Source organism: Gemmata sp. SH-PL17 (genome assembly GCF_001610855.1).
GTDB lineage: Bacteria > Planctomycetota > Planctomycetia > Gemmatales > Gemmataceae > Gemmata > Gemmata massiliana.
This window is the reverse complement of sequence record NZ_CP011271.1, coordinates 7,491,512-7,516,132: the sequence shown is the minus strand read 5'-3', so window position 1 is coordinate 7,516,132 and position 24,621 is coordinate 7,491,512. Positions and strand designations below refer to the sequence as shown.

General features: G+C 65.6%; 20 protein-coding genes. 4 read left to right on the top strand and 16 right to left on the bottom strand.

The genetic code is table 11. The features are described 5' to 3' along the window. Positions 1–39 precede the first annotated feature (39 nt). On the top strand, positions 40–2,160 hold the full coding sequence (locus tag VT84_RS31150; protein WP_082842265.1) for a protein kinase domain-containing protein: 2,121 nt from the start codon (positions 40–42) through the stop codon (positions 2,158–2,160). Between the two features lie 15 nt (positions 2,161–2,175). Here VT84_RS31150 and VT84_RS31145 read toward each other — a convergent pair whose 3' ends face one another. From VT84_RS31145 to VT84_RS31110, 8 genes are all read right to left on the bottom strand, one after another. Then, a complete protein-coding gene (locus tag VT84_RS31145; protein ID WP_157470038.1) occupies positions 2,176–2,472 on the bottom strand; it encodes a hypothetical protein in 297 nt (98 codons plus the stop codon). A gap of 180 nt (positions 2,473–2,652) precedes the next feature. After that, positions 2,653–2,994 (bottom strand): hypothetical protein, encoded by a 342-nt coding sequence (locus VT84_RS31140; RefSeq protein WP_157470036.1) that lies wholly within the window; start codon positions 2,992–2,994, stop codon positions 2,653–2,655. 53 nt (positions 2,995–3,047) lie between these two features. Further along, entirely contained in the window at positions 3,048–3,458 is a 411-nt protein-coding gene (locus tag VT84_RS31135) for a hypothetical protein (protein ID WP_052557127.1), read from the bottom strand. Positions 3,459–3,570: 112 nt separating this feature from the next. Then, positions 3,571–3,960, bottom strand: a complete 390-nt coding sequence (locus tag VT84_RS31130; protein ID WP_157470034.1) for a hypothetical protein — start codon at positions 3,958–3,960, stop codon at positions 3,571–3,573. A 176-nt stretch (positions 3,961–4,136) separates the two neighbouring features. Beyond that, a complete protein-coding gene (locus VT84_RS31125) occupies positions 4,137–4,910 on the bottom strand; it encodes a hypothetical protein (protein ID WP_052557122.1) in 774 nt (257 codons plus the stop codon). 356 nt (positions 4,911–5,266) lie between these two features. Further along, positions 5,267–6,187, bottom strand: a complete 921-nt coding sequence (locus tag VT84_RS31120; protein WP_052557120.1) for a DUF1559 domain-containing protein — start codon at positions 6,185–6,187, stop codon at positions 5,267–5,269. Positions 6,188–6,260: 73 nt separating this feature from the next. Next, positions 6,261–6,704, bottom strand: coding sequence for a hypothetical protein (locus VT84_RS31115; protein ID WP_082842261.1), 444 nt, complete (start codon positions 6,702–6,704; stop codon positions 6,261–6,263). Between the two features lie 167 nt (positions 6,705–6,871). Further along, the gene (locus tag VT84_RS31110) at positions 6,872–7,222 is read right to left on the bottom strand and encodes a hypothetical protein (protein ID WP_052557118.1); all 351 of its coding nucleotides are present in this window, start codon (positions 7,220–7,222) and stop codon (positions 6,872–6,874) included. Between the two features lie 731 nt (positions 7,223–7,953). On the opposite strand from VT84_RS31110, the gene VT84_RS31105 reads away from it, so the two are divergent. Both VT84_RS31105 and VT84_RS31100 read left to right on the top strand, forming a co-directional pair. Continuing rightward, the gene (locus VT84_RS31105; RefSeq protein WP_082842260.1) at positions 7,954–8,970 is read left to right on the top strand and encodes a tetratricopeptide repeat protein; all 1,017 of its coding nucleotides are present in this window, start codon (positions 7,954–7,956) and stop codon (positions 8,968–8,970) included. Between the two features lie 36 nt (positions 8,971–9,006). After that, entirely contained in the window at positions 9,007–10,635 is a 1,629-nt protein-coding gene (locus tag VT84_RS31100; RefSeq protein WP_082842259.1) for a caspase domain-containing protein, read from the top strand. Positions 10,636–10,683: 48 nt separating this feature from the next. On the opposite strand, the gene VT84_RS31095 is transcribed toward VT84_RS31100, so the two are convergent. Next, on the bottom strand, positions 10,684–11,370 hold the full coding sequence (locus tag VT84_RS31095) for a nucleotidyltransferase family protein (RefSeq protein ID WP_052557110.1): 687 nt from the start codon (positions 11,368–11,370) through the stop codon (positions 10,684–10,686). A 332-nt stretch (positions 11,371–11,702) separates the two neighbouring features. On the opposite strand from VT84_RS31095, the gene VT84_RS31090 reads away from it, so the two are divergent. Further along, complete coding sequence (locus VT84_RS31090; RefSeq protein WP_157470032.1) at positions 11,703–11,897, top strand: hypothetical protein; 195 nt, start codon at positions 11,703–11,705, stop codon at positions 11,895–11,897. A 77-nt stretch (positions 11,898–11,974) separates the two neighbouring features. Here VT84_RS31090 and ppk1 read toward each other — a convergent pair whose 3' ends face one another. From ppk1 to VT84_RS31055, 7 genes are all read right to left on the bottom strand, one after another. Next, on the bottom strand, positions 11,975–14,221 hold the full coding sequence (gene ppk1 / locus VT84_RS31085; protein WP_052557106.1) for a polyphosphate kinase 1: 2,247 nt from the start codon (positions 14,219–14,221) through the stop codon (positions 11,975–11,977). Positions 14,222–14,488: 267 nt separating this feature from the next. After that, entirely contained in the window at positions 14,489–15,463 is a 975-nt protein-coding gene (locus tag VT84_RS31080) for an ABC transporter permease subunit (RefSeq protein WP_082842257.1), read from the bottom strand. 95 nt (positions 15,464–15,558) lie between these two features. After that, on the bottom strand, positions 15,559–16,437 hold the full coding sequence (locus VT84_RS31075) for an ABC transporter ATP-binding protein (RefSeq protein WP_162271900.1): 879 nt from the start codon (positions 16,435–16,437) through the stop codon (positions 15,559–15,561). A 148-nt stretch (positions 16,438–16,585) separates the two neighbouring features. After that, the gene (locus VT84_RS31070) at positions 16,586–17,797 is read right to left on the bottom strand and encodes a hypothetical protein (RefSeq protein ID WP_082842255.1); all 1,212 of its coding nucleotides are present in this window, start codon (positions 17,795–17,797) and stop codon (positions 16,586–16,588) included. Continuing rightward, entirely contained in the window at positions 17,767–21,321 is a 3,555-nt protein-coding gene (locus tag VT84_RS31065) for a secretin N-terminal domain-containing protein (protein ID WP_157470030.1), read from the bottom strand. The genes VT84_RS31070 and VT84_RS31065 overlap by 31 nt, the downstream gene beginning before the upstream one ends. Before the next feature lie 49 nt (positions 21,322–21,370). Continuing rightward, entirely contained in the window at positions 21,371–23,341 is a 1,971-nt protein-coding gene (locus VT84_RS31060) for a secretin N-terminal domain-containing protein (RefSeq protein ID WP_162271899.1), read from the bottom strand. Continuing rightward, the gene (locus VT84_RS31055; RefSeq protein ID WP_082842252.1) at positions 23,338–24,312 is read right to left on the bottom strand and encodes a hypothetical protein; all 975 of its coding nucleotides are present in this window, start codon (positions 24,310–24,312) and stop codon (positions 23,338–23,340) included. Before VT84_RS31055 ends, VT84_RS31060 begins: the two co-directional genes overlap by 4 nt. Positions 24,313–24,621 lie beyond the last annotated feature (309 nt).

Sequence of the window (24,621 nt, the reverse complement as noted above, 5' to 3'; positions counted from 1 at the left end):
TCCGAGTGCCGGGATTCGCCCACGAAGAGGTTCCGTTCGATGCCCGTAGCTGCTTGTCCCCGTGCGGAAACCCTGGCCGCGTTCGCACGCGGCGACCTGTCGTCGACCGAGCTGACCGGTGTCGCGGACCACGTGGCCGGGTGCGCGGCGTGCGGCGAAGCCCTGAAGTTCGTACCCGAGGACTCGCTCGCGGACCTGGCCCGCGCTGCGGCGGCCGTGCCGCCCACGGTGAAGTCCGTCGCGGATGGCGCGCCGACCGGCCCCACCGTCAAGAGCGATAAAATCCCCCCCGCGTTGGCGAACCACCCGCGGTACCGCATCATCAGCGAACTCGGCGCCGGTGGGATGGGCGTCGTGTACAAGGCCGAGCACCGCCTGATGGGGCGCGTCGTCGCGCTGAAAGTGGTCGCCCCGCACCTGACCGCGAAGGCCAGTGCGGTCGAGCGGTTCGTGAAGGAGTTCAAGGCGGCCGGCAAGCTCACGCACCCGAACATCGTCACCTACCACGACGCGGACGAAGCGGACGGGCTGCACTTCCTCGCGATGGAATTCATCGAGGGTACTAGCCTCGATCGGCTGGTCGCGAAGAAGGGACCGCTTCCCGTGCCAATGGCATGCGTGTTCGCGCGCCAGGCCGCGCTCGGGCTTCAGCACGCGGCCGAGAAGGGGATGGTTCACCGCGACATCAAACCGCAGAACCTGATGGTGACGCGCAAGGGGCAGGTGAAGGTGCTCGACTTCGGTCTCGCCCGGTTCGCCCAGGCGGACGAGGCCGACGCCCCGGTCGAAATGGACCCGGCCCGGACCACGCAGCTCCCACTTGGTGGCGGACGAACGCTCGGCGGTGCGGACGTAGGCGTGACGAACCCGAACGTGCTCATGGGCACGCCGGACTATCTCTCGCCCGAACAGGCCCGGAACTCGCACGACGTGGACGCCCGCAGCGACATTTATTCGCTCGGCTGCACGCTGTACTTCCTGCTCACGGGTAAAGCACCGTTCCTCGGCGCGACCACGCTCATCGATAAACTGCTCGCCCACACGAGCGAAGCCCCGCCGCCGATCCGCACGGTTCGCCCGGAAATACAACCGGCGCTGGCCGATGTGCTCGAGCGCATGATGGCGAAGAAACTGGAAGACCGCTACCAGACCGCGGCGGAGGTGGCGAGCGCGCTGCTCCCGTTCACGCGGTCCGATTCCGCGAAGGAGCCGGTGTTCGAGATCGTGGACGCGGTCGCGGTCGCTCCCGTTCACACACCCGCGCCGGTCGCGTCACTCGCGTTCGATACGCCCCCGATCACGAGCGGCCCGACACTGACCGACACCCAACGCCAGAAGCGCCCGAAGAAATCCAAGAAGTCCGCACGGCGCCAGCAGCAGAAACGGGCCGTAATCGGAGGAGCGGCCGCAGCACTGTTCCTGTTCGCTGCGATCGCGGTTGCGGTTGTGGTGACCAGTAAGAAGAAGGCGGGTGATGCGCCGACCGATCCGCCCGCGGTCGCCAAAACAGATCCGCCGCAAACCAAGAACGACAAAGGCGACAAGGCTGAAAAGGGTGAGAAAGGCAAACCCTCCCCCACCGCGCCAACGGCCATCACTCCCTCGTCGAAGGGTGTGAAGATCCTCTTCGTGCTGCCGAGTAGCGGCGTTTGGCTGGACGACTTTTTGCCGGTGCGCAACCGCTTCGTGGAGCGCGGCGCGACCGTAGTGACCGCCGCGTTCGAGGGGGACCGCGCCCGACCGTCGCCGGGTACGCCCGGGGACGACGTGCCCATCGACGTGCGCCTCGAAGCGAACATGAACCTGACCGATTACTCCGCGCTCGTTTTCTGCGGCGAGCGCACGGAGGAGTACATGGGGTTTGGCCGCGCATCGGGCACGGTCGGCCCGGTGATTCAGAAGATGCGGTCAGCGGGCAAGCCGGTCGCGGCGATCTGCGTGGGGCAAGGTGTTTTGGCCACGCACGGTGTGCTGAAGGGGAAGAAGGTCGCTCCCTGCGATCACCTCTTCAAGAAGCACCCGTTCCTGCCCTGGGACAAGATGAACGTGACCTGGGACAAGCCGGGCGTGACGGTGGACGGCAAGGTCGTCACCGCGAGCGGCCCGCCCGACGCGGTCCCGTTCGCCGACGCGATCCTGAAACTGATCGAAGCGAAGTGAGGGCGGAGCACCGAATCACTCGGTCGTGGTTGGGGCAGCGCTTGGTTCGGCGGGGCGGTGCCGCTCCGAATTAATTTGCTTCTGTCGGTAGGTGCTCCACAAATTCTCGGCGACACCGAGCACCGGGATCACGGCTGCTAACAGCATCCCGAGAAGCGCGAGCCACCGCCCGCGGAGGCGTGCCGGCGAGGAGCGGATGTTCATCCAGGCTACGAACCCACAAGCACCGGCCGGGAGGCCCGTCCAGAACCACGCCATTACGGGCAACAGGAATATTTCTCCAGCGACCCGGCCGTTTGCCGTCCAGCTCACCCACAAGCACCAACCGAACGATGCCGCCCAGGGTAAATTGAGGACACAAGAAGCGATGGCGTAGGAAGAGTAACGGCACCGTTCCATTCGCTCCGCCCTCCGAGGCCGAATCGTAACGCTGGCAGCTACAAACCGCTCGTGTTGCCGAAGGCATTACAGTGTTGGGTGCGGTGGATTAGTTCACAGTTGCAACTCGGACCATGCGAAACCCGTGCGCCATTCGGAACCACCAGTCAGGTACGAGCGGAACGCCCGACGCACCTGTTCCAGTGTGGCGTGCCCCACCGCCCGGAACTGGTACCCGCACTCACGGTGTTCCAACAGCCACGGGTCCGAGTCGTGCGCGTCCAGGAACGCCCGGCAGTCCTCGTCGGGTTGCCAGTCGTTGCCCGCTTGGATGAACGCCTCACCGGACGCACTCAAGATCGCGAATGCGCCGAAAACGTCAGTCGCCAGTATTTCGTCCATTCCGGCAGGAGTTACGTTCGGCACGTCACCGAGGTCTTCGGTGGTAAATGTCATTTGCTGTGCCCTTCTGCGGGCGCAGTCCCGCACCACAATTTACCGAGCACGTTTTACAGTGATTCAACGTCGCGTCGGGCTTGGTATTCCGTGCGTCGTGCGGTCAACCCACTCAGTGCGACACCCAATCCAACCGGATACTGTACCATCAGCACCATCATCCCGACGAACACAGAAGAAAGGATTGCAGGTGCAGGTTCGCCACTAAATAGTGTGGGCCACATCTCGTTCACGACAAACCCCGTAAGCACCGCGCCAGTCACCACAACGATGGCTCCGAGAAGCCGGTCGATCCGGGACGGTGAGAACCAGTACCCGATCGCCGTGAGCAGATACGGCCCGAGTAGGATCAGGCCGAACGCCGGCCATTCGCTCGGTCGATTACCGTACCGGATGCACCCGCAGGTCACGCCGACGAGCAACAAACCAACCGACGCGACACCAATTGCCCACGCACGGTTCATTCGTCCTCCACTTACCGGATAAGATCGTTTTCCGGTCACAAAGGATTGTGAACTGGTGCACCAAATTACGCATCTAGCAGTGGCTGGGTTCGATCTCGGATTCCGCACCCGATCAGGGACCACGCGGCTTGCGTGCCCGTTTGAGGACCGCCAGCGTCTGCCGGCCGCTGGGCGTTTCCAACTGCACCACCAACTGATCGAACTCCGGGTTGCCGTCCAGTCGCAACTCCTCGACCACCGCGTTGCCGTCCCGCACGCGGCGCACCACTCCCCCGTCCTTGCCGACCATCGACTCGCCTTCCGGGGTTTTCCGGTACGGCCCCGGGAAGGGCGGCGCGCGATCTAATTCCCACCCGCTCGCTTTGTAGCTCGCCAGAACCGCGTCCAGGTCCGTGAACGGTTGCTCTCGGCCCTGGGGCACACGGCCCGTCTCGCGCGACCACAACCACAAAGCCGCGCCGACCCCCACGATGACCACCGCCATGACCCAACGTCGATTCATCCGATGCGATCTCGCGCTGCCGAGCATGTTAACCATTTACGGACCGAGTTAGGGACCAAGGTTTGATGCGCTCGGCAAGTACACAGGATGGAACCGAGCGCCGATGCACGCCATGAACCGTTCTGCTGAGTACACATTTTACAGCAGTTCGGTGCCACGCAGAGGCGGTTCCTCGCTCAGTCGCACTGATTACTGACCCGGATCGTGTAACACTTCGGGCACATCTGGAAAATCAACTGCACACCGCCTCCCCACCGCCCGAACGTGTGGACGCCCCTCACCGGTTCCGCCGGCATTAGTGCGATCGAGATCAATTGCCCGCGCGTCTTCCGATTGGAACACTCCGGGTTCAAACAAGGGCCGTCCGGCTTCCCCTGCATGAAAGGGCGGGACAGCGCTTGCTCAAAGTCTTCCTCCGTTTCCGGAATCCCCAGTCCCAAGCTGTCCATAATTTCGGAGACGCGCGCCTTTGCAGTCGCCTGGTCGGGCGCTGAAAGCTTTCCGATCCCGAACGCACCGGCCCACTGAAATGCGTCTTCGAGGTTAGTGGGATCGTAGTCGCGGGGCGCGATCTTGATGGGCGATTCGGGGAACTCCGGTGGGAAGTTATCGTCGGGCCACGATTCTTCTTGGGACACGTTCGGGTCGTCTTCGGGGAAGAACGTAACCAGCTCCTCGTCGGAAATGAGTTGGTAGCCGAGGTCATTGGCGCGAAAGTCGAAGCAGTAATAGAACGGCAGCCACCGAACACCGGGGATGGCAATCGGGACGGCCGGGTCCGTCAGGTCGAGTCGGTGCAGCAGGTGAATCAGAATCCCGTTACAGTCTTCACGCGACGTGCCCTTGCGGTCGTGTGCTCCGCCGAAGGTGTGCTTGTACCCGCTCCGGCCGCTGGTCGCCGTTGCGATGCGGTAATCGCCGAACAGAAACGTGTTGAGCGTCTTCGCCACGAGTCACCCGAAGGAGCCGAACGTTGTGCTGGCTCCCGCGGTGAGTGACACCTCACCCGAAGGAGCCAACACAACGTATTCGCGCGTCACTTCTTGGACCAGGTTTCCCGTGATCCCTTTCGTGATCCAGTTGTAAACGGTCGTGCGCGTCTTGCCGACCCGCTTCGCCGAGACGATTTCCGTCTCGGCGAAGCGGTCGATCGTGTACAGATCCTCCGGGGTGAATGCGGCGCGTTCGACGCGCCGCCCGGAGCAATGTTAGACGATGGTAAAGGCAAGCGCGCGGTGAAGTTGGGAGCGGGCGGCTGGGGTACCCCTTGTGCCCGGCCGTCGGGCAGAGGTCGGAACCGAGGGGCTCAGTCCAGACTCGCGACCTCGCCGCCGTTCATCGTGCCGAAGGCGCGGTACGTTGACAGGGCGATGCTGTTCGAGACGAAGCGCACCGAACCGTCCCCGAGCGCGAAGTTCAGCCCGTTGGTGTGCCGGCTGCGGAACGAGTACACGTTCGGCCAGTCGCCGCGCGAAGCGACCGTGTTGAGGTTGTTCGGCGGGATCGCCGTCGTCCCGGTGCAGCTGTTGAAGTGCGGCCACGAGAGGTGCTGGTTGAAGTCGGCGACGTCTTCACCGACGAAGAACGTGTTGCTCGTCCCGTCGGAGATGCTGGCCATCGTCCGCGGGCCCGGGAAGTTCTGGCCACCGTTCGACCGATAAACCCACCCGTTCCCGCTGTCCAGACCGGGGTTGGTTCCGGTGACGCCGGAGGCACCGGTTGCATATGACCCCCACATCCAGGCGCTGCCGCTCACCCCTTTGTAGTTCGTCATCGCCACGGCGAACGTCGTGTTGTACGCGATGTTCGTGTCGGTGCGGGGGGTGGTGTTGTTGGAGTCCGACGGGCACAGGAAGGTCTTCACGTTCGTCTGCACGGCCGCCGGGTTGGTGTTGAGCACCGCCGTCGGCGCGCCGGTCGCGCGGTACAAGTTGTCCTGCTCGATGTACGGCAGGATCTTGACGAGCCAGCTCCAGTTCTGGGTGTTGACGCTGTTGTTGTCCACGTACCCCGGCGCGCCGGAGGTCGGGAACTGGTTGACCGCGTCGTGGTACGAGTGGGTGGCGATGGCCAGCTGCTTGATGTTGTTCTGACAGGACATGCGGGCGGCGGCCTCGCGGACCTTCTGGACCGCGGGCAGCAACAGGCCGATCAAGATAGCAATAATAGCGATGACGACGAGCAGCTCGATCAGCGTAAACGCCGACCGTCGAACCGTGCGGGACATATGACGTCTCCGGAAGCGAGAGAGTAGGGCGAATGAACCGGTGACGGGCGATCTGTGGGCGACCCACGCGGGGTCACTTGGATGAGACCTTGAAGTCCGGCGCTTTCGGCGCGTCCGGGCCGGCGGTTACCTTGAATCCGCTGGCGCCGAAGTCGCTGTACTTTGCGGCGATCAGAGATAGTGGCGGGGCATAGGCGGACTTCTTCAGCCCCGCTTCGTCCGGCTTGTTGTAGACCACCCGGACGGTCCACGCGCCGGCCTCGATGCCGGGCTGGTTGTTGGTGGAAACGGTGTACGTGCCGTCCGGCCCAATGGTGCCCCGGGGCAGGTGTGCGGACGTGTTCCCCGCTCCCTTGTCCGCCGTGAATTCGACGAACGCGATCTCCCCGTCCTTCGGGGCGACGGGCGCGTCGTTAAACAACACCTTGCCGGACAGGGGGTGCAGTTTCGGCCCGGACCCGCACCCGGTGAGGGCGATGGCCGCGATGGAGAGGATGGACCAGAGCACACGCGACATCAAGGCGGCTCCCGGAGAGGAAGGGCGCATTTTGAATGCACACAATAACGGACCGCTCGTGAGGGGCAAATGAAAACCCACTCAAACGCGGGCCGGCCGCCCCCCGGAACCGCTCCCAGCATGACCGATCTGGCGCCCGGTGCAAGGGCCGATGGGCGTGGTGCGGGCTACCGAGTACCCGGAAAGCGAAGAGTCACCGTACCGCCATTCCAAAGGCACCACCAAAAGATTTCGCCCTCGTCCTCGTAGGTTATGTGGTCAACATGGGCAATCGCTTTCATGTAGCTTCGATGGCTGATTTCTCCCGTCTCCAGGTCAAATACTTGGATGCCGTCTTTGCTCCAAAACACGACGTTGGTCAGCGACGGATTGGCGGCGTGAGCTTGGATTGGCCGAATGTCCGCCGGAAGCACTTTATCCAAAGAGGCGTACAAGGCGGTTTGCTTCTGCTCGCGCTCATCGACGGGAGCTGTTTCGGGCCGGTTAACCTTCTCTTTTGGTGGAGGCGCCTCACTCAAGGGCGACTCACTGCTTGGACGGGGGGGCAGCAATTGACGTCGGAGGCGATTGCGTTGCTACGGGACCACTGTTGGAGGCGGTGCAACCCAATAGGGCGAGCGTCACCAAAAGCAATGTCGTTGCTGCGCCGCGCATCTTCTGTTCTCCGAAAGTGGAGCAGCGAATACCACGCGTCGTGAATGGCGTCAATTGGCCTGAGCGGTTTCCCGTTCCCGGGTCGAGAACCGCCGCGGGTGGAACGAACACCATCGGGTTGCTCCTGCGATCCTGGAATCACGTTCTTCTGTTTGAATTTTTACATGGCATTGCGTATACTATCGGTAGGCAACGTGGACGGGCCGGTGCGGAGTGTAACGTTTTGGGGTGAAATTTGGGTGTAGTTGCAGCATTCGGGGCGTGCGGAGTCGCAAAAATGATGCTGCGTGTGGGTGGATGTTAGCCATTTGGGGAGATTTTTGGAGAAATTGTCGCGTCTTAAGGTGTTGTGAATGTGGGTTTTGGAGCTGTCTCTGAGGTACCCGCGAGAGCGTTCCGGTCCGAAAAGGTTAGCAAGTGTTAGCTTTCGGGTCGGGTCGGCTTCAGCAGGTCCGCGTTACTGGAACCGTGGTGCGGTGTCGACCGTTCGGGTTACTGGTGTTTCCCAAACGTCGCGGGTTGGTGAGTACCCTGGACACCTCGCGGTGCGCGAGGGATAATTGCGAGCGTTGCTCGTGCGTTGTTGGGGGCTCTCATGGTGTTTGCGGAACAGCCGTCGGCCGCGCTACAAGAGGCGCTACAGTTGCTCGCCGAGGGGCGCGCGGAAGAAGCCGAAACGGTCGTGAAACGGGCCGCGAAGGTGGCCAAGGGGAAGCACGGGTCCGGGTCGCACCCGCTGGCGATGGCGTATGCGGACATGGCCCGGCTGCACCTCCGGATGGGGAAGTTCCAGAAGGCCGTGGCCGAGTTCCAGCACGCGAGCAAGGACGCGATGCCGCCGGACACGCCGAGCCGCCGCGATCGGCTCAGCTTCCTGTACGGGCTGGCCGAAGCGTTCGCCGGGTTGCGCAACTTCGATGAAGCCCAAATGGTTCTGCGCCAGTGCGTTATGTTCGCCAAGCGGATGTACGGGTCGTCGTCCGGGCTGGCCGCGGTCGCAACCGTGCCGCTCGCCGACGCGGTCCTTCGGGCCAACAAGTCGCTCGAATCGCTCCGGATCGCTCAGGAGGCTTACGACACGCTCTGGCGCCTCGGCGACGTGCTCATCGCGAAGGTGGCCCCGGTGCGGGCCGAGGCGTGGAAGGCGGTCGGTAAAGCGGACAGTCCGTTCGCGGATTTCGCGGGCTTGCCGGACGAACTGGTGAGCCGGATCGTGGCCGAGGTCATTGAGCACGTGCCGAACGGGAACCCGGTTCACATCCGAGCGGTTCTTGCGGACCTGCTCGCGTTCGTGGACAAGATGTACGGCGACGGGCACCCGATAACGTGTGACGTGCTTGCGGCCGTCGCGCACCACGAAGCGGGACTGGGGGCCGGGGCCGATGCGAGTGCCCGTGATGCGGCGGTGCGCCGATCGGTGTGGTCGTACACGGTCCGGCGGTTAACGGGCGGGCTGCTCGCGAACCTCGAAGTCGAGTTCGACCCGGACGGAACGCTACACCTTGTTCCGCACCTCGCCCGCGAGCCGGAAGGGGACGAGGCCACGCAACTCGAAGGCGTTCTAACGCAGGCCGTTGACGACCTGTACACGCGGCCCGCGGCGAAACCGTAACGGTTCGCGATCGGCGCTCGTTATTACAAGGGCATCATGCGATTCGCACTTTCGATTGCGGCGGTCCTGATTCTCGCGCCGGTTGTTTCGGCCCAAGAGCCGAAGGGTTCTCCGTTCCCGCGTCGGGTGCTGTTCGTTCAAATCGGCGGCTACCTGTACCTGAACCCGCTCACGCACGCGGCCCCGGGCGGACCGGATCGCGTGCGCGCGGTCGCGGATCGTTTTGCGGCCGGTTTCCGAACCCCGACCGCGAAGGGGAACGAGCAACTCTTCGTGCTGTCCGATACGCTGGCGACGGACGCGCGATTGCCCACGAAAGACGCTCTCGCGAAGACGATCGCGGGCTTCTGCTCGACGACGCGGCCACACGACCGCGTCGTGATTTACCTCGGCGTACACGCAGTAGAGAAGGACGGACGGGCGTTCGTCGTGCCCGTTGACGGCGACCCGGACGCGCCCGAAACCCTGCTCCCGGTGGCGGACGTCTACGCGAAGTTGAAGGATCTGCACGCGGCGCAGAAGATCGTGATTTGGGACGTGTGCCGGCACAACCCGGAGCGAGTGCGCGGGCGCCGTGATCCGGGACCGATGACACCTGTTCTTTTTAAGGCACTCACGACTCCGCCCGAGGGCGTGCAAGCGCTGGTGGCGTGTTCGCCGGGCGAGCATTCGCTGGAATACTCGGCTCCGCGCGGTCCGGCCGGGATCTTCGCGGGGAGTGCGTATCTCGATGCCCTGCGCCACGCAGCGGCCGATACCGCTGCCAAAGCCGCGCCGGGTGACGCCATCCCGATCGAGCAGCTACACAAGTCCGCGTGCCAGTCTGTTGCAGCCCTGGGAAAACAGACGCCGGTGCTCGTGGGGACCGCTCCCAAACTGCCCGCCGCTTACGATCCCAAAGCCGCGCCCGCGAAACGATTCGAGCTTCCCGCAGCGCCGAAGGGAATTCCTGGCGCTGATGCAAAGGCGATTCTCGATGAACTCGCACTGCCGCCACTATTCGAGGGCGACACCGGGGCCATCGAGTTGCTGCCGTTCTCGGAGGCGTTGTTAAAGGGATACGCGAGCGACGTTTCGGCCGATGACGCTCTAAAGAACGGGGACAAGTACCCGCTTCGCGTCGCGACCCTTCGGGCGCAGCAAGCGGTGCGCGACACGTGGCCGCTGACCGCGAAGGAACCAAAGGGCGTCACACCGCTGACCGCGCCGATCGTGGACCGGACCAAGAAGGCGATCAGCGACGCACAACTCCCGCTCGCTCAGGCGATTACGAGACTGGAAAGCGAATTAGAGGGGCTACTGGCCGCGGCCAAACACCGTGAGAAGGAAACGAAGCGCTGGCAGGCGCATTACGACTACACGCTGGCCGAACTGCGGCTTCGGCTGGTCGTGCTCAACGAGTACAACTTGCTTCTGGCTCGCGTGCGCACCGAAACGCTTCCCGATTTACCCGCCGGCGCAACGGGTTGGCGGCTCTGCCCGGCCGAGAAACTCACGTCGCGTCGAGAGGTGCGTGCGATGTTCGATGCGGCCCAAGAAGAGTTCAGCAAGCTGGCGACCGACCACAAGGACACACCGTGGGGCGTGCTCGCGAAGCGGTCGCGTGCGTTCGTGCCGGGGTTGCGTTGGGAGCCGGTCGTTCCGCCGAAAGTGGGCGAGAACTAGGGCGGCCGTTCGTCCCGACCGCTACAGAGCTTGGGGCGAGCGAATCGCTTACTTGGCGGCGCTGACGTCGGCGGTTTGTGCGGCGGTCCACTGGTCGATGGTGCCGATCGGGAGCCAGTAGTTCGCAGCGACAACGTGGAACGGCCCCTTCGCCGCGAGCTGGCTGACCGCGTCGGTGATCTCGTACTCGTTCCGCGGTGAGAGCGGGAGCGTCAGCTCGAACACCGAGCGCGGGAACATGTACCCGCCGATGTTCGCCAGTTGAGGTGGGGTTAACCCTTGGGGCTTCTCCACGATCTTTTCGAGTGTGCCGTCGGGGTTCCGGAACGTGATACCGTAGTGCTCGGGTTCGTTCACGGGGTGCGTGAGGATGCCCATCGGCACCGTGGCAAGGTTCGCGAGATCCGAGCGGCCGATGAGGTCGTCGCCGTTCAGCACCATCACCCGATCGGACGTGACCGCCCCGCGGCAACTCATGAGCGCGTCGCCGGTGCCGCGCGGTTCGGCCTGTCGAACGGTGGTCCAGTTCTTCGCGTGCGTTTGCTTCGCGAGGTAGCTCTCGATTTGCTCCGCGAGGTAGTTGACCACGACCACGAGGCGGTCGACGGGCGGAAGTGCGCCGATGATCCAGTCGAGGATCGGCCGCCCCTGAACGTCGAGGAGCGGTTTGGGGGTCGTTTCGGTGTGCGGGCGCAACCGGGTGCCCTTACCGGCCGCGAGGATGATAGCGTCCACGTTCGGATACCACTGAGAGAGAATGCGTGCGCGACCGGTGCGCGCTTCACAACCAGTTTAGAGAGGGGAGCGGGAGAAACCGCGCGGTTCGGCGAAAACGAGTGAACCCGGGCAACGGGGGCCGTCGATATAACCGGCGTCGGGTGCGGTAGCGGCGGAGTCCAACACTCACCCGGCCTCTGGTGGTTCGCGCATGGAAGCGGGCCATTAGTGCGTTCACCCTCCCGTGCTGCCGTCGGGCTTGGGCACCGGTCACACGGTGTTCTTCCCGGCGGCGGCCGTGGGTGGTCGATGTCTCTTTCGACTTCAACACGCCACGGACGGTTACGGTCATGCGCCGATACATCGCGTTGACGTCTGTTCTCGCCGCGCTGGTTGCCGCGATCGGCTGCAACCACGTTGGTGGTAAGTGTGATTGCGGGTACAACCCCAGCGACTACCAGATTTCCGGGCCGACGAACCCGTACCCCTCCGCACCGGTGCCGGCCGCCAAGCCGACCCCGCCGAAGGGTGGCGGGAACGAGTAATTGGGGACTGGAAGGTCGAAACGGGTGGCCGCGGTCAGTCGGATTAGTCCGATCGATCGCGGCCACCGGTCTTTTGTTTACCGGCGCTTGGCGCGGCGAACCGGCTTGGGAGTGACGGGAGCGGTTGGGGGCGGGGGCGGCGGTTCGTTGGCTTGTTCCAGGAACCGCACCTGGCTCCGCAGCGGAGGTTGGCCGTCGGGCGGCGTCACGCGGTGGTAGTGCCCGTCCGGGAGCAGTTCGCGTGCTTTTGCGGTGTCCGCGAGAGTGGTTTTGAGCACGTCGATGACCCGCTGCTTCAGGTCCGGCTGCTCGATCGGGAACACCACCTCCACGCGCCGACTCAGGTTGCGGTCCATCCAGTCGGCACTGCCGACGAACACTTCCGGCGAACCGCCGTTCTCGAAGTAGAAGATGCGGCTGTGTTCGAGGAACCGGTCGACTACCGAAATGACGCGAATGTTCTCGCTCACACCGGGGATTCCAGGGCGCAGTGAGCAGATCCCGCGGCACGCGATGTCGATTTTCACCCCGGACTGGCTCGCGCGGTACAGCGCTTTCACCACCGCGGGTTCCAGGATGCCGTTGACCTTCACCAGCAGGCGCGCGGGCTTCCCGGCTTTGAGGTTCGCGGCCTCGCGGTCGATCTTCTCGATCATCTGCGTTTGCAGGCGGGTCGGCGCGACGAGCAGCTTCCGCATCGCCGGCAGCGGGGTGCTGGCGGTGAGGTGGTTGAAGAGGAGTGTCGCGTCCTCGGCCACTTCCGGGTTGCAGGTGAACAGCCCGAGGTCCGTGTACACGCGGGCCGTCTGCGGGTTGTAGTTCCCGCTACCCAAGTGGACGTACCGGCGGATCGCGTGATCCTCGTCGCGGCGCACGACGAGCGACACCTTGCAGTGCGTTTTCAGCCCGACGAACCCGAACACCACGTGGACCCCGGCCTTTTCCAGCTCCCGCGCCCAGAGGATGTTCCGCTCCTCGTCCATGCGGGCCTTCAGTTCCACCACGGCCGTAACCTGTTTGCCCAGGTCGGCGGCTCGCTGGAGCGCCCGGACGATCGGCGAATCGCTGCTCGTGCGGTAGAGCGTCTGCTTGATCGCGAGGACGCGCTCGTCGGACGCGGCGGCCTGGATGAACTCCACGACCGGCGCGAAGGACTCGTAGGGGTGGAACACGAGCACGTCGCGCCCGCGGATGACCGACCACGGGTTGCTCGCCTGGACGAACGCGCTCACGGCCGCCGGGGTGAACGGCGGGTCGCGCAGGTCCGCGAACCCGGGCACCGCGAGTATCTGGAACAGGCCCGTCAGGTCGAGCGGTCCCCGCGTCGGGTACACGTCCGCCGCACTGAGGTTCAGCCCGTCGGTGAGGAACAGTTGCATGTCCGACGGGGCGCCGTTGTCGATCTCCAGGCGCACCGGGTGTCCCCGGCGCCGCGCGCGGACGTGGGCCTCGATCTCTTCGAGCAGGTCGTCCACTTCGTCGTCGATTTCGTACTCACTGTCCCGCGTCACGCGGAACGCGACCGCGTTCCCGATCTCCAATCCCGGGAACAGTTCCCGCAGGTGCAGGCGGATCGCGTCTTCGAGTGGCAAAAATGCGTGCGGCGTCGGGGCGAGCGTGACGGGGCGCGAGGCGAAGGGGATCACGCCCGAGGTTTCACCGTTCGTACCCGCCCTCACCTTCTCCTCGGTCGGGCCGAGCGTTTCCGTTCGGGGGACGGGTAGGGGTAAGAAGCGCGGGAGCACGCTGGGCACCTGAACGACCGCGTAGAGCGGGTCGGCGTCGTTGGGCCGGTGCAGGACGACGGCGAGGTTGAGGGACTTGTTCTGGAGGTGCGGGAACGGGTGCGCCGGATCGGTCGAGAGTGGCGTCAGGACGGGGAAAATCTCCCGCGTGAACAGCTCGCGGACGTGCGCGCGGTCCGCTTCCGAGAGTTGGTCGGCGGTGCGGAGTACGATCCCGCGCACGGCCAGCGTCGGTAGCACTTCCTCGTGCAGCACCCGGTACTGTTCGGTCACGAGTTCGCGCGTGGTCGTTCGCACCTGTTCCAGTTGCACCCGCGGGGACAACTGATCGGCCCCGGACCCGATCGGAATGTTGGCCTGGACTTTCTGTTGGATCCCGCCCACCCGGACCATGAAGAACTCGTCCAGGTTCGAGCTGAAGATCGCGAGAAATTTCAGCCGTTCCAGCATGGGAACGGTCGGGTCTTGGGCCTCTTCCAGCACGCGCCGGTTAAAATCCAACCAGCTCAGATCGCGGTTGATGTAGAGGGCCGGGTCGTCGAGGTTCGCGGGGCTTGTAGAATTTGCGGGCGGTTGCACGACACCTGCTCCCGGGGCGCACACGTTCGTAAGGTCACAGTATAGCCAAGCGCCGAGAACAGAAGACAGTGCAACCAACGATCCCGAAAGAAGTAGGAAGTGTGAAGACGATGAAGAAAACCCCATCGCATTTTGGCTTGCGCCTCAATACGATGGGGCCGGAACAGAGAAGAGGCAGAACTTCTGGGTATACTGAGCGGGTTCACAAAAGTTGTCAACGCCAACCGCGGAAGTTTTCGCCCGGTACAAATCTCAACAAGCCGTAACTCACAGCGGCGCCGGGAGATCGCGGCGGGTAAATGTTCGTAACGCGATCGCGTAACCCACACCCCCCACCGTAAACAACACTCCGACCGCGGGCACGAAGAAGCTGCCCCCGAGGTTCCACGAATTATTGAGATCGACGGTCCAGACGTCCGCGATCATCGCGCGCTGGGGTTGGTAGTAGTAGAAGAACGTGAGCGGGCGCACGAACCCGGCCGGTTCCCACAACTGACCGATTGTGTTCCCCACAAACATCACCACCAGTACCAGCACCGCGAACCCCACTACCTTCCATCGGCTCCGGCCGAACGCGGACATCGCGAGCGTCATGCCGCTGATCGCGAACATCAGCGCGAGCGTGTTGACCAGCCCTGTGATCTCACTCATTCCGCTAACGTCCAGTGGAGTGGTGTCGCGCGGGAGGTTCTTCAACTGCGGGATCTCGTCCAGCGCGGTGTAGTTCGGTACGAACGGGCCGGCCGTTGCGAGACCGAACTGCGTGCCCGCGAAGAACGCCAAACACAACGCTGGTAGCACGACGCAATCAACAATGAGGTGGGCAAGAAGCAATCGGTTCCGCGGAACCGGTTGCGACATGAGCAGTTCCATCGTACCGCGGTCGAGTTCGCCAGCCACGGCACTGGCCCCGCGCCCCACGCACCACACCACGGACAGGATGAGTACGACCGGGTGCAGCATCCCGATGGACAGGAACTCCGTCGGGCGCTCGAAGTTGATCTCGCCCCACCCGAGGGCGGCCTGGGACACCTTGCTCGGCCCGCGCATCATCAGATTCTCGAACCGCTTCGGGTCGCCCATCGCGACCGTGGAAACGATCTTGAACATCGGCGCGATCTCGGTCGTCACGCGCTGTGTGATCTTCACCCAGAGCATCGCGAACGCGAACAGGATGACGGACACCGCGATGAACGCGGGGCGCACGTCGCGGAGCAGTTTGCGAACGAGGATTATGGTCATATGTGCTTCCGGCGAACGGCCGGCGTGGGCCGGCTGGTGAGTGACACGTGCTCTGCGAGTTCTGACCAGCCGGCTCACGCCGGCCGTTCGCCCGGTTAGCCGTGGAACTTCTTGTAGATCGGTGTCAGGCCCTGCGGCTCGATCACCAGGTCCGCGAGCGGTTGCTTCGCGAGCCAGTCGAGGAGCGCCGGGAGCGGGCCACGGAACGTTAACTGGAGGCGCCCGTCGGTCGTGATCGCGCTCGGATCGAGGGGCGCCCCGCCGGGGCCGAGAGCGGGCGGGGCGCCGGTGAGTCGCGCGCTTACGTTCCGGCCCTCGCGTAGCGAACTCATCTCCTGTACGTGAACCAGTTCGCCGCGGCGCAGAACCGCGACCCGGTCACACACCGCTTCGACTTCCTGGAGCACGTGCGACGAGAACAGGACCGCCTGACCGCGGTCGCGTGCGGCCTTGAGTTGGTCGAGCAGCTCGTCGCGCATCGTCGGGTCGAGCGTGTTCGTCGGCTCGTCGAGGATGATGAGCGGCACCTTCGGCACCAGCACCGCGAGCAGCGCGACCTTGCGTTTCATACCGCTGGACATCTGCGTGAGCGGCCGGTCGATGTCGATGTCCAGTTTCTTCGCGAGGTCGTCGATCTCCGAGCCGGTGACGTCGCCCCGGAGCTGCGCGAGGAATGTGACGAGCCGGCGCCCGGTCATGGTGTCGTAGAGCCGCAGTTCGCCCGGCAGGTACGCGACCCGCTTGCGCGCCTCGACGCTATCGGCCCAGCAGTCGAACCCGCCGATGCTCGCGCGGCCGTTCGTCGGGCGGAGGAAGCCGAGCACGAGCCGCAGGGCCGTGGACTTGCCCGACCCGTTGGGGCCGAGCAACCCGACCACTTCGCCCGGGTTGACGGAAAGGGTGAGGGCGTTCAGCGCGCGGAACGAGCCGTAGTCTTTGGTCAGATTTTCGGTCGCCAGTATCGGCTCGGTCATGCGCTCCCCGGGTTCGCACAGCGGACAGGTGCATTGTCGGGCGCGGGGAAACAAAGGCGAGCCGGGTGCGCGAGTGGCCGGAGGTTTTGCGCTTGTAACGCAACGCCTCCGGCCACTCGCGCACCCGGCTCTACTGTACGTCACCAACTCACTGTCGCGTGGGCAGCGTGATGGTGAGCGGGGGCAACCCATCGGGCAGCGGCGCCGGGTTCGTGGGCGCCGCTGTCGTCGGAGCCGCGGTCGTTGGGGCCGCTGGAATTACCGGAACTACACCCGCCGGCGCTGCGGGAGCCGTGCTCGGCGCGCCCGCCGGAACCGTACCCGGCGGGATCGGCATCATGGCGCCGTTCGGCTGAATCGTCATCATCGGGGCCGCACCGTTCGGTTGGATCGGCAACATGGCGCCGCCCTGCGGGATGGGCACCATTGGGGCCGGTCCGTTCGACTGAATCGGCATCATCGTGCTAGGCGCCGCCGCCCCGCCGAGCGGGATCGGCGCGCCCGCTGCACCGGAAATCGGCATCACGCCACTCGTCGTCACCCCGCCCAGCCCCGGCATTGAACCGGCACCGAGCGGCTTTCCGGGAACAATCGGCGTCGACACGTTCGACTTTTCGGCCCACATGCGCGGGTCTTGCGACACGCTCGTGTCGAACGTGATGTTGTTCGGCGTCGAGAACAGCGTGTGGCCGTTCTCCGGATCGTAGCGGGCGGAGATCCGCACCCGCGTGACGTCCGGTGTGTACGACGGCCACGGGAGGAACAGCACGTAGCTCTTCCCGAACGTTTCGTCGCGGGCCTGCAGGTTCCGCAAGATCTCCTTGCTGAACTGCCACCGCTCGGGCTTGGCCGCGGGCTGCCCCGGTTGGCGCGGGGTCTCGTCGACCAGGTCCACGGTGAGCGTACCGTCGGCCTGGGCGAACTCCAGTTTCGTCCCCCCGAAGAGGAACATCTGCCCCACGATGCCCGGGCTCATGCGCCCGTTGCGCACCGGGTCCGGCAGCGAGGCGATCCGGTTCTGCCAGCCCACCGCCATCTCGGTCGCGACCACCTTGCGCTCGGGCCGCGAGCTCAGTTTCGCGAGCGGCGACACGGGCTCCGTAGGCGCTTGCGGGTTCCCCACGGACATAGCTGGGGCCGTTCCGGATGCCGGGACTACCGATCCACCCGGTCCCACAGCGGACACCGGGCGGGTCGTCTCCTGGGGCGGCGCCAGCACGCCCGGTTGCGTCACGTCGGGCTTCTTTGACTCGATCTTCTTCGCGTCGGTGCTCGCGCCCGTTGTGGTGCAGCCGCTACCGAGGGCCAGCATCCCGGACGCCAACACGATCAACGGAAGATGTTGTTTCCGGTACCCCATTGCGTACCCTCCGTGGTTTTGGGAAGCGGCTTCTTGTCCGCCGGCGGGGTATCCTTACCCGTTGCCGGTTGTGGTTGAGCGGGTGCCGCCGGAGCGGGCGCACCGCCGACCATCGAGAACCCGCGCCCCGCGGTGTTCGGTGCCCCGGGGGGCGCTACGGGCTGTGCCGGCGCACCGGGCACTTGCATCGTGTAACCCACCGGTGCGGGTTGAACCGGGATCGATTGCGGGTACACCGGGGCCGTTGCGACGGGCGGTACGAAGCCCGGTTGCACCACCGCTTGAGTTGAAGCCGGAGGCGCGAACGTCGGCTGGGTCGCGCTGATCGGCATCACGCCCGCGGCGGGCTGGTTCGGCCACAGTTGCGGGGCCATTGCCCCGGGCGCACCCGGGAGCGGGGGAAGCGTCCCCGTTCCCGGTACGAACTGCCCCGGCATCGGGGTGCCCGGTTGCATCGGCTGGGGCGCCATTGGCAGAATGGCCGCGCCGCCCGGCGGCATCAGGTTATTCGGCTGCACCGCCCCCGGTTGCGCGCCCGGCGGGATGTACGCCGGTTGCAGCGTGCCCGGTTGCAGTGTGCCCGGTGCGGCCCCGGGCTGGTACGCCGAGGTTCCGTCGAGCGGGATCGGGTTGAACGTACCGATGTACGCGGGGCCGGGAACGGGCTGCTGAGCGCCGCCCTGCGGCCCGCCCACCGGAACCGGGCGGGCGCCATGGGACGCCGGTCCCATGACCTCCATCCCGTGGGTGTGCGCCGCGGCCACTTCGGGCAGGCACCACTTCATCTTGGCCGACTCTTCCGCCAGCACGCGAGCCTGGTCGTACTCGTTGCGGACAATGTGCGGCGTCATGATCACCAGGATCTCGCGCCGCTGGAGCGTGTGCGTGCGGTACCGGAACAGCGACCCGACGTAAGGAATGTCCTTCATGTACGGGATGCCCGTTTCGTTGCGGGTCTCCTGCCGGCTGATCAACCCGCCGAGCACGATCGTTTCGCCGTCGGAGGCGAGCACGGTCGTCTGCACCGTTTGCTGGTTGAACACGGCCGCCTGGATGCCGCCCACGCTGACCGAGCCCGGTTGGACGCTGGACACGGTCGGTTCGACCCGCATCAGCACCTTGCCGTCCGGGTTCACGCGCGGCGTGACCTGGAGCGTGATCCCGATGTCGACGTAGTTGATCCCCTGTTGGGACAGCCCGTTGGTGATCGTGGACCCCGTCGCGACCGGGAACTTCTGACCGACGTTCATGTACCCGGTCTGGTTGTCCGCCACCTGGACCTGCGGGCGGCTGAGCACGTCCACCCGGCCCTGCGCCTTGAGCGCCCGGACCAGGAGGCTGAACGTGTCGCTGGACGCGGAGAACACGAACCCGCCGACGCCCTGCGTGGGCGACGTGCGCCCGACGCCCAGGTTCCCGAGCCCCTGGAACCCGACGGTCCCCTCGCTGACCGCCACGTTCGGCAGCGCGGCGGTGGTGTTGAAGTTCAGCCCCGTGCCGCGGTTGAACAGTACCGGGGTCTGGAGCCCCAGTTCCACCCCGGCCTCCTCGGTGTTGTTCAACTGCACTTCGGCGATGGTCACCTGGATCACCACCTGCGGCGGCTGCGAATCGATCTTGTCGATGATCCGCTTGATCTCGCCGAAGTACTGCGGGGTCGCGGCGATGAGCACCGTGTTGCTCACCGGTTCCGCGATCACCACCACGTTGCGCTGGAGCTGCTGGTAGACGCTGGTGAACTGCGCCCCCGTGTAGGCCGCGAGCGAATTCGTGAAGAACGTTTGCAGGGCGGTGGCCACGTCCGCGGCGGCGGCGTTCCGCAGCTTCACGACCTCGTGGTGCCGGGCTTGGGCGTCGGTCCCTTCCAGGCGCGCGATGACGGCGCGGATGGTGTCGAGGTCGTTGAGCGAGCCGGCCACGATGAGGCTGTTCGTGCGGTCGTCCACGGACAGCCGCAGGTCGACGAGCGAGGCCCCGTCCGACGGGTTCGGGGACAGCGTGAGCAGCGGCCGGGCCTGGGTCGTGTTACCGAGCCCCTGCTGCCCGATACCGGTGGTGGCCTGCCGCCCCTGGCCGGTGAACAGTTGGGCGATCAGGTTCGCCGTGAGGGTCGCGTCCGCGCCCTTCGAGAGCTGGAACACGTTCACGTAGGACCGGGCCGCGGCGACCGTGTCGAGGCTCTCGACCAGTTGCTCGATCAGCTTCATCGTCTCGGCCGGGGCCGCGATGACGAGAGCGTTGATCCGGGCGTTCGAGACGATGTGCACGTCCGTCAGGAACCCGGTCTCGTAGGCCTTCCCGTCCTTCGCGGAGTAGAACCGGATCGCGGTCGACTTGGTGTGGAGGCCGCCCGCGCCGCCGGTCCCGATGGTCGGGATGAGGGCGTTGATCTGCTGGACCTGCTGGGCGCCGTTCAACCCGCCCTGGTTCTGCTGCCCGAGCTGGTTCTGCTGCCCGAGCTGCTGCCCGGCCTGGTTCTGCAGCCCTTGCTGCCCTTGCTGCTGGGTCGTGAACCCGCCGAACGCCGTTTGGCCCCCGGCCGTTTGCGCGAGCGGGCTGGTGAACTGCTGCTGCGGCTGCTGACTGAGCACGTTCGCGGTCAGCGCCTGGCTGAGCACCTGGCCGAGTTCGTCGGACAGCGCGTTCTTGAGGCGGAACACGCGCAGGTCGTTGACGGCCTTGGACACGGACGTGTCCATCAGGGAGATCAGGGTCTCGGCGTCTCTGAGGTCGCTGGGGCTACCCTGGATAAACACGGTGTTACTGGCGATGTCGAACGTGACGCGGAACTGGTTCCGCTGGAGCGACTCGCCCGGGTACCGCGTGTTCCAGAAGTTCTGGAGCTGCTGTGCGACGATTTGCGCAGAGGCGTTCTTCAGGTGGAACGCCTTGAGCGGTGCGCCGCTCGGCTGGTCGAGGCGCTTCAGTTCCTTCTTGACGTCCTCGAAGCGCGCCTCCGGCGCGACGAGGAGCACGGCGTTGAACCGCGGCAGCGCGAGGGCGCCGACGTTCTGCGAGCCCGCGGTCCCGGCGCCGCCGAGCGCGCCTTGGTTCCCGAACCCGGGCGACGTCACCCCGGTCCGGGCGGCCGGGACGTAGTTCCCGTTCTGCCCGATCTGGACGCGGGTGAGCACGGCGTTGAACGCATCGGCGATGTAGTTGCAGTCACCGTGTTCGAGCGCAACGACCTCGATCTTCGGTTGAACTTCCTTGGCCTGGCGCTGGAGGAGCTCGATCAATTGGAGCACGATCTCCAGATCCTTCGCGTCCTGGGAGCGAATGACGATGGAGTCGAACCCGGTGATCGGGATCGCGGTGACCGTGCCGCGCGGGGCCGATTCTACGGGGCCACCGGCCATGCCGGTACCCGGCTGGGCGTACCCGGGAGGCACCGGTGGTTGGGGCATGGTCTTGGGCAACGGGGTGCCGGGTTGCACCGGTGGTTGGGGCTGGTGCGCACCCGCCTGCATCACGTCACGACTCTGGGCCGGTCGGTTGTAGCCGAAGTCCGGCGCATCAACCATCGGGTCGTAGATCTTGGAGACGGCCGAAGGGGCGTCCGTGCCCCGGTAGTCAAAATTTAAGGGGCCCTCCGTCGTGCCCAGGCTGGCCTGGCGCCCGCCGCCGCGGGTCGCTCCCCGCCGCCACCGCCACGGTTCCCGCCCCTCCCCCGCCGCCGCCGCGGTTCCCTCCGCCGCCCATACCGGCCCCGCCGCCACCGAACCCACCACCTCCGAATCCACCCCCGCCAAATCCGCCTCCACCGGGGCCGCCGCCACCGAAGCCGCCACCACCAAGGCCCCCGCCACCGCCCTGGTTGCCACCACCGAAGCCGCCGCGGTTACCTTGCTGCTGACGGGTGTCGCGGCCCTGCATGGCGTTGATCGCCTGCTGGACCACGTTCGGATCGATGCCCTTGAGCTGAACCAACTTCACCGTTTCGGTGGTGTTGATCGTGGCGTTGTCCAAGCTCAGTGCCAGTTCTTTGATGTCCTGGTACATGGGCTCGGCGCAGACCAAGAGGAGGCTGTTGCTCCGGTCGTCCACGGAGAGCGAGAGCGCCGGCGGCCGCTGTTGTTGCTGCTGCCCGCCCCCGCCGCCGAGCGCGGCCGCGGCGAACGGGTTGAACACGGGGAGCCCGCCGGCCTGTCCCCCGGAGGGGAGCATCGCGCTGCGGTACAGCTCCCGAATGCGCGTCGCGATGTCGGCCGCGTCCGCGTTCTTGAGCGGGAGGATGAACGTTTTCATGACCACGGCGGAATCGTTGGGGCCGCCGTCGATCGCCCCCTCCAGCAGCTTCTCGATCAGCACCAGGTCGAGCGGGCTGGCCTTCACCACAACCAAAGAGTTGCTGCTCCGCTCCGCGACGACGCGGACGCGCCCCGGGGCCGGCGGGGTCTGGGTGGCTCCGCCGAACCCGCCGAACAGGGCCAGCGGGTTGAACCCGCCCTGCCCGCGGTTCCCCCCTTGCTGTTGCTGCTGCGGCCCGTTGAAGATCTCGGTCAGTTCGCGCGCCGCGTCCTCGGCGGACACGGACCGCAGTCGGATCACTTTGAACAGGTTCTCGTCGGCCTTCGCGCCCTCGGTGGTGATGTATCGGGCCAGTTGCGAAAGAACTTCGAGCGCCTTCGTGTCGTCGCTCTGGATGAGGAGCTTCCCGCCGGTCACCGTGATGATGATCGGCTTATCGTCCTTCTTTTCCGGGTCGCTGATCTGCGCGGAAATCAGGAAGTCGCGGCCGGGTAGTTGGTCCCGGGTGCCCAGGGTCGGCGGTTTTGTCGGGGCCGGTTGCCGCGGCGCGGGGTCGCCACCGGGCGGCAGCCCGCCCGCCGGCGGACGGAGCACCGGCGGCTTCGGGTTGAGCGGGTCGTTGATGATGACCCGCTTGCCCATCCCCTCCATCGCGCGGCCGAGCAGTTCGGCGACGACCGCGGCGTTGGTGTTCCCGCCCAGGGTAATGGTGCGCGAGGTAGGCGCCAGTCCCGGGGGCACCGCATCGACGCTACCGAGGCTGGTTTCACCCAGGAGCCGCAGCGTGTTTTTAGCTTCGGCGATCTGGGCGGCGGTCCCCTTAATCAGAAGCCCCGGTGTGACACCGGTCTTCTGGGGCTCAATACTCGGCCCGCCCGTGGCCGGGAAGAGCTTCACCAACGAAGCGGCCGCTTCGCCCGGGTCGAGCACGTTGAGCGCGATGAACACGGTTTCTTGGGCCGTGCCGCCCGGTTGGTCGAGACCGAGGTACTTCTCCACGTCCTTGTGATCGGCGGGCGCCGCGGACACCAGTACCTGGTTCTGGGCCGTGAGCGCGATCGTTTGGACCCAGGGGAACTTCGCCTGCACGTTCTTGGCGACTTCGGCCGCGGCCCCGACCTGAACGTTGTAACTTTTCATCACCGGGTCGGCCGGTTTCAGCTTTTCCTGCCCCGGAAAGAGGGGGCGGTCCTGCTCTTTGATGAGCTTTTCCGCAAGTCCGATCTTGTCCTGTGGAGCGGTGACGAGAATCGCGTTGCGGCGCGCGTCGACCGCGATCTGCACGGTCTTCACGCGCCCGCTGCCGACGGGTTGTTGACCGCCCGGTCCGCGGCGCTGGTCGCCACCGCCCCGGGCCCGCCGCCCCAGCGCGGATCCCCGCCGCCCCAATTACCGCCCCCACCCCAGCCCCCGCCGCGCGGATCGAAGGACTGTTGCATCTGCTGGGTGCCGGTGACGTCGATCCGGGTCGTGGCATCGGACATCAGCGTTTTGAGAACTTCGGCGATCTCTTGCGCCCGGCGGTACTCGCACACGTGATTCAGGGAGTCCGAGCCCTTGGTCCTGTCGACGATCTCGTCGAGGGTCTTCTGGATGCGGGCGATGTTACCGACCGTGTCCTGGATCAGCAGCGCGTTCGGCTTCGTCAGCGGCACCATCGTGCCAAAGGGCGTGAGCAGCTTCTTCAGTTCTTCGGTCGCGTCCTCGACCACCATCCCCTCGACGGGCACCACGACCTGCACGATCTCGGTGCGCCCGCGCTCGGGCAGTTCGGAGAGCGTGACCCGCGGGAGCAGGGTCGGGTCGATTTTCTCGTCCGACGGCTGGATGAAGAACGTCATGTGCCGGCGAATCAGAATGAACTTCTGTTGCATCATCGCCTCATTGATGAGGTCGGTGACTTCGCCGATGGTGAACTTGCGGTCCTTGCCCGGCTTGATAGCCACGGTGCCGGTCGGCTTGACGGTGGTGATGAGCGTCAGCCCGGTTTCCTTCGAGTACCAGTCGAGAACCTCGTCCCAGCCGGCCTTCTCGAAGTGGATGCTGACCGTCTTCGCGGGTGCGGCCGGAGCCGCGGCCGGTGCAACCGGTGCGACGGTGCCGGGCACCCCGGGAACCGACATCGGGGCGGGTTGGGCCAGTGCGCGATCGACCGGCCCGGTCAGCCCGGCGGCCGCGGCGAGGATGCCGGGCAGCCACTTGCGGAGCTTCAGGAGCTTCCAGAACGGAACCGCTCGCGCCTGCGAGCCGCGACGCTGACCCATAACATCCCCCAAGAACTGCGAAGCCCTCGCGGACCGGGTTCCCCGCCACCGAGCGGCGGGTTCGCGGGCGCCCGTTCCCCAACAGGCGCCCCGCCGAACCGACGAGAGTGTTCACACACGTGATGAGGCTGAATATCGTCCGTCACCGGGGCCAGCAACGGGAAACTGCCGAAGCACGGGAACTTTTAATCTGACCCCAGTTTATCTCAGTTGCCGCGTCGACACACCGTTAGATCGGGATGAGAGAACGCGACCAATCTTGGTGCCCGTGGCCACTTGGGGCGCGCCCGCTATTGGCGCGTTCTCACG